Source organism: Streptomyces alkaliphilus (genome assembly GCF_014141535.1).
GTDB lineage: Bacteria > Actinomycetota > Actinomycetes > Streptomycetales > Streptomycetaceae > Streptomyces > Streptomyces alkaliphilus.
In genome coordinates this window covers 1-4913 of the sequence record NZ_VKHT01000341.1, presented here as the reverse complement: position 1 = coordinate 4913, position 4913 = coordinate 1, and the positions used below count along the sequence as shown (strand labels likewise).

General features: G+C 76.7%; 3 protein-coding genes. 2 read left to right on the top strand and 1 reads right to left on the bottom strand.

Annotated elements, in window-relative coordinates; all coding sequences use genetic code 11:
* The first annotated feature begins 59 nt into the window (after positions 1-59).
* Both FNQ90_RS12585 and FNQ90_RS12580 read left to right on the top strand, forming a co-directional pair.
* Positions 60-1133: a citrate synthase 2 gene (locus FNQ90_RS12585; RefSeq protein WP_182606455.1), complete on the top strand. Its 1074-nt coding sequence runs from the start codon at positions 60-62 to the stop codon at positions 1131-1133.
* Between the two features lie 254 nt (positions 1134-1387).
* Positions 1388-1915, top strand: coding sequence for a gluconokinase (locus FNQ90_RS12580; RefSeq protein ID WP_182606454.1), 528 nt, complete (start codon positions 1388-1390; stop codon positions 1913-1915).
* Between the two features lie 52 nt (positions 1916-1967).
* Here the strand turns inward: FNQ90_RS12580 and FNQ90_RS12575 are convergent, their stop codons facing one another.
* Positions 1968-4862: an FAD-binding and (Fe-S)-binding domain-containing protein gene (locus tag FNQ90_RS12575; protein ID WP_228471084.1), complete on the bottom strand. Its 2895-nt coding sequence runs from the start codon at positions 4860-4862 to the stop codon at positions 1968-1970.
* Positions 4863-4913: the final 51 nt, after the last annotated feature.

Here is a 4913-nt window from a genome sequence, read left to right as displayed (position 1 = left end):
CCTCTCCGGCCTCCCCCGCCCCCGATCCGGGAGCCGCGGCGTCCGCCTTCGTCCCCGGCCTGGAGGGTGTGGTCGCCTTCGAGACGGAGATCGCCGAACCCGACAAGGAGGGTGGCGCCCTGCGGTACCGGGGGGTGGACATCGAGGATCTCGTCGGCGAGGTCTCCTTCGGACAGGTGTGGGGCCTGCTGGTGGACGGTGCCTTCGAGCCCGGCCTGCCGCCCGCCGAGCCCTTCCCCATCCCCATCCACTCGGGTGACGTCCGGGTGGACGTGCAGGCGGCACTGGCGATGCTCGCGCCCGCCTGGGGCCTGCGCCCGCTGCTGGACATCGACGAGCGGCAGGCCCGCGAGGACCTGGCGCGCGCCGCCGTGATGGCGCTCAGCTACGTCGCGCAGTCCGCCCGCGGCACCGGCCTGCCGATGGTGCCGCAGCGCGAGATCGACAAGTCCGACAGCGTGGTGGAGCGCTTCATGCGCCGCTGGCGCGGCGAACCCGACCCCCGGCACGTCGCCGCCGTGGACGCCTACTGGACCTCGGCCGCCGAGCACGGCATGAACGCCTCCACCTTCACCGCCCGGGTCATCGCCTCCACCGGCGCCGACGTGGCCGCCGCCCTCTCCGGGGCGGTGGGCGCGATGTCCGGTCCCCTGCACGGCGGGGCGCCCTCCCGGGTGCTCGGCATGATCGAGGAGATCGAGCGCACCGGTGACGCGGAGGCGTACGTCCGCGGACAGCTCGACAAGGGCGAGCGGCTGATGGGCTTCGGCCACCGGGTCTACCGGGCCGAGGACCCGCGGGCCCGGGTGCTGCGGCGCACCGCCCGGGAACTGGGCGCGCCCCGCTACGAGGTGGCCGAGGCCCTGGAGCGGGCGGCGCTGACGGAGCTGCGGAACCGGCGTCCGGACCGGGTGCTCGCCACCAACGTGGAGTTCTGGGCGGCGATCGTGCTGGACTTCGCCGAGGTGCCGGCCGAGCTGTTCACCTCGATGTTCACCTGTGCCCGGACCGCGGGCTGGTCGGCGCACATCCTGGAGCAGAAGCGGACCGGGCGGCTGGTGCGACCCTCCGCCCGGTACATCGGGCCGGGGCCCCGGTCGCCGCGCGAGGTGCCGGGACACCCGGCGGCCTGAACCTCACCGTCCCCCGGGGGGACGAACCGACGGCCCTCACGCGTGCTCCGCGCCGACACGGGGCACGCGGCCGTCGGGACCCGGGGGATCGCCATCGACACGCGCGGTCCGGTGGTTCGGGAATTCCGGGTCGGGACGGAACGGGACAGGGGTTGAGAATGGGAACGGCGAGCGGACGGGCGTCCACCCCGGGTGCGGGCTCCGACGGGAGTCCGGACGCGGGGGCCGGGCCCCCGGTGACGGCCGTGGTGGTGATGGGCGTGTCCGGCTGCGGCAAGACGACGGTCGCGCGGATGTTGGCCGACCGGCTGGGCCGGCCGATGGCCGAGGGGGATTCCTTCCACTCGGCGGCCAACGTGGCGAAGATGTCGGCCGGCGAGCCGCTGGACGACTCCGACCGGGAGCCCTGGCTGCGCGCCCTGCGGGAGTGGATCTCCGAGCGGGCGGCCGACGGTGACTCCTCGGTGATGGCGTGTTCGGCGTTGAAGCGCTCCTACCGCGAGGTGCTGCGGGGGGCCCGGGGGTGCCGGGTGCGCTTCGTGCACCTCGAGGTCGACCGGGGGTTGTTGGCGGAGCGCCTCGATTCGCGCGGCGAGCACTTCATGACGGCCGCGCTGCTCGACTCGCAGATGGAGACCCTGGAGCCGCCGGGTCCGGAGGAGGACGCGGTCACGGTCCCGGTGGGGCGGGAGTGCCCGGAGCGGGTGGTGGAGGCGGTTCTCGCCGCCCTGGACCTCCCCGCCCCGGATCCCGCCGGGCCGGACCGGTCCGACACCGCCTGAACCCCGGCCCGCCCGGCCCGCCCGAACCCGGGCGGGCCGGGCGGGAGCCCGGCTACCCCTTCCGTCCGGGGTCCTCGCCGTCGGCCGGCAGGGCGTCGGCGAGGACCTCGGCGAGGTGCCGCGCCGGCCGACCGTCCCGGGGCCCGAGCTGGGCGATCTGCAACCGGCAGGAGTAGCCGTCGGCGACCAGCACCGCGCCGGGGTCGGCCGCCCGCACCGCGGGCAGCAGCCGCTCCTCGGCGCAGGCGGCGGACACCTCCAGGTGGCCGCGCTCGAAGCCGAAGTTCCCCGCCAGGCCGCAGCAGCCGGTCAACGGCTCCCCGGTCAGACCGGCGCGTTCGCGCAGCCGCCGATCGGCGGTGTCGCCGAGCACGGCGTGCTGGTGGCAGTGGGTCTGGCCGACCAGCGGCCGGTCCACCCGCGGTGGATCCCACTCCGGCGCCAGCTCCTCCAGGGTCTCGGCGAAGGTCCGCACGGAGGCGGCCAGGGTCTCGGCGCGCGGGTCGTCGTGCAGCAGCTCGGGGAGGTCGGAGCGGAGCGCGGCGGCGCAGGGGGGCTCCGCGACGGTGATCGTCAGGCCCGCCTCCACCAGCGGGGAGAGCCGCTCCAGGGTGCGGCGCTGGACCCGGCGGGCGGTGTCCAGCCGGCCGGTGCTGATCCACGTCAGGCCGCAGCAGACCGGTTCGCGCGGTACCGAGGTCCTCACCCCGGCGGCCCCCAGCACCCGCAGCGCCGCCTCCCCGGCCTCCGGGGAGAGGAAGGCGGTGAAGGTGTCGGGGAACAGCACGGCCCGCGGCCCGGAACCGTCCCCGCGGGCGGCGGCGGCCTCCGCGGCGATCCCCGCCACGGGGCGGCGCACCGCCCGCACCGACGGCCGGCGGTGCAGCGGCGCCCGGGGCAGCGGGGGGATGTCCCGGCCCGGGTCGATGCCGCCCAGCCGCTTGGCGAGGGCGGCCAACGGCGGCACCCGGGCCGCGGCGTTGGCCGGCGGGGCCGCGCGCAGCGCCGCCGCCAGGCGCAGCCAGCGGGGCAGCGAGCCCATCGAGTAGTGCGCGGCGGGCCGGATCCGGCCCGCCCAGTGGTGGTGCAGGAACTCCGCCTTGTAGGTCGCCATGTCCACCCCGACCGGGCAGTCGCTGCGGCAGCCCTTGCAGGACAGGCACAGGTCGAGGGCGTCGCGCACCTCGGTGGAGCGCCAACCGTCGGTGACCACCTCCCCGGCGAGCATCTCGTGCAGCAGACGGGCCCGACCCCGGGTGGAGTGCCGTTCCTCCCGGGTGACGCGCCAGGACGGGCACATCACCCCGGTGCCCGGGTCGTTCACCCGGCACTTGGCGACCCCCACGCAGCGACGCACGGCCGCCGAGAAGTCCCCGGAGTCACCGGGGTAGCCGAAGGCGACGGGGACCGGTTCGCGCGGCAGCGGGGTGAAGCGCAGGTTGTCGTCGAGGCGGTCGGGGCGGGCCAGGACGCCGGGGTTCAGGCCGTTGCCCGGGTCCCAGAGGTCCTTGAAGCGGTGGAAGAGGTCCACCACCGCGTCCCCGTACATCAGGGGCAGCAGCTCGGCGCGGGCCAGGCCGTCGCCGTGTTCGCCGGAGAGCGAGCCGCCGTGCGAGACGACCAGCCGGGCCAGGTCGCCGGAGAAGGCGCGGTAGCGGGCGACGCCGGGGGCGGTGAGCAGGTCGAAGTCGATGCGCACGTGGACGCAGCCGTCACCGAAGTGGCCGTAGGGAACTCCCCGCAGGCCGTGTTCGCGCAGCAGGGCGCGGAAGTCCCGCAGGTAGGCGCCGAGCCGGGCGGGTGGGACGGCGCAGTCCTCCCAGCCGGGCCACGCCTCGCCGCCGTCGGCCGCGCGGGTGGCGGTGCCGGAGGCCTCCTCCCGCATCCGCCACAGGGATCGCTGCGCGGTGGGGTCCTCCACCACCGTGCCGGCGACGGCCCCGTCGGCGGCGGCCCGGCACAGCGCGGCGGCCCGCGCCCGGGCCTCGGCGGGGGTGTCGCCGCCGGTCTCGGCGAACAGCCAGGCGCCGCCGCGCGGCAGGAGGGCCCCGGCCGCGGCCCGACGCCCGGGGTCGGGGCCGCCGATCAGGTCCTGCGACATGCCCTCCAGGGTGAGCGGACGCAACGGCAGCAGACCGGGGGCGGCCTCGGCCGCGGAGCTCTCGTCGGGGTAACCGATGACGGCCAGGGCGCGGGCGGCGGGCACCGGCAGGAGGCGGACGGTGGCGCGGGTGAGCACGGCGAGGGTGCCCTCGGAACCGGTGAGGGCGCGGGCCCAGTCCCGGCCGTGTTCGGGCAGCAGTCGGTCCAGCGCGTAGCCGGAGATGCGGCGCGGCAGCTTTGGCATGCCCGTGCGCAGGAGCGCGGCGTGCGCGTCCACCAGCGCGTGACCGGCGTCCCGCAGTCCGTCGGGGAGGCCGGAGCCGCCCGGATCGGCGCGCAGGGCCCGGCCGTCGCGGGTCAGCAGGTCCAGGGCGAGGACGTTGTCGGCCGTGGTGCCCACGGCCACGGAGTGGGAGCCGCAGGCGTTGTTGCCGATCATGCCGCCGATGGTGCACCGGCTGTGGGTGGAGGGGTCGGGGCCGAAGACCAGTCCGTGCGGGGCGGCGATCGAGCACAGCTCGTCGCGGATGACGCCCGGCTCCACTTCGGCGGTGCGGCTCTGCGGGTCGATCGCGAGCACCCGGTTCATGTGGCGGGTGAAGTCCAGGACGACGCCGACGCCGGTGGCCTGTCCGGCGATGGATGTGCCGCCGCCGCGCGGCACGACCGGCACCCCGTGCTCGTGGCAGATCGCGAGGGCGGCGGCGAGGTCGTCGGCGTCCCGGGGGGCGACGACCCCGAGGGGGACCCGGCGGTGGTTGGAGGCGTCCATGGTCATCAGGGCCCGGTCCCCGGCGGTGAAGCCGATCTCGCCGCGGACCGCCGCGCGCAGCGCGCCTTCCAGTTCGGCGGCGCGGGCGGTGTCGGTGTCGGGGGGCCCCGCGCCGGGTCGGGG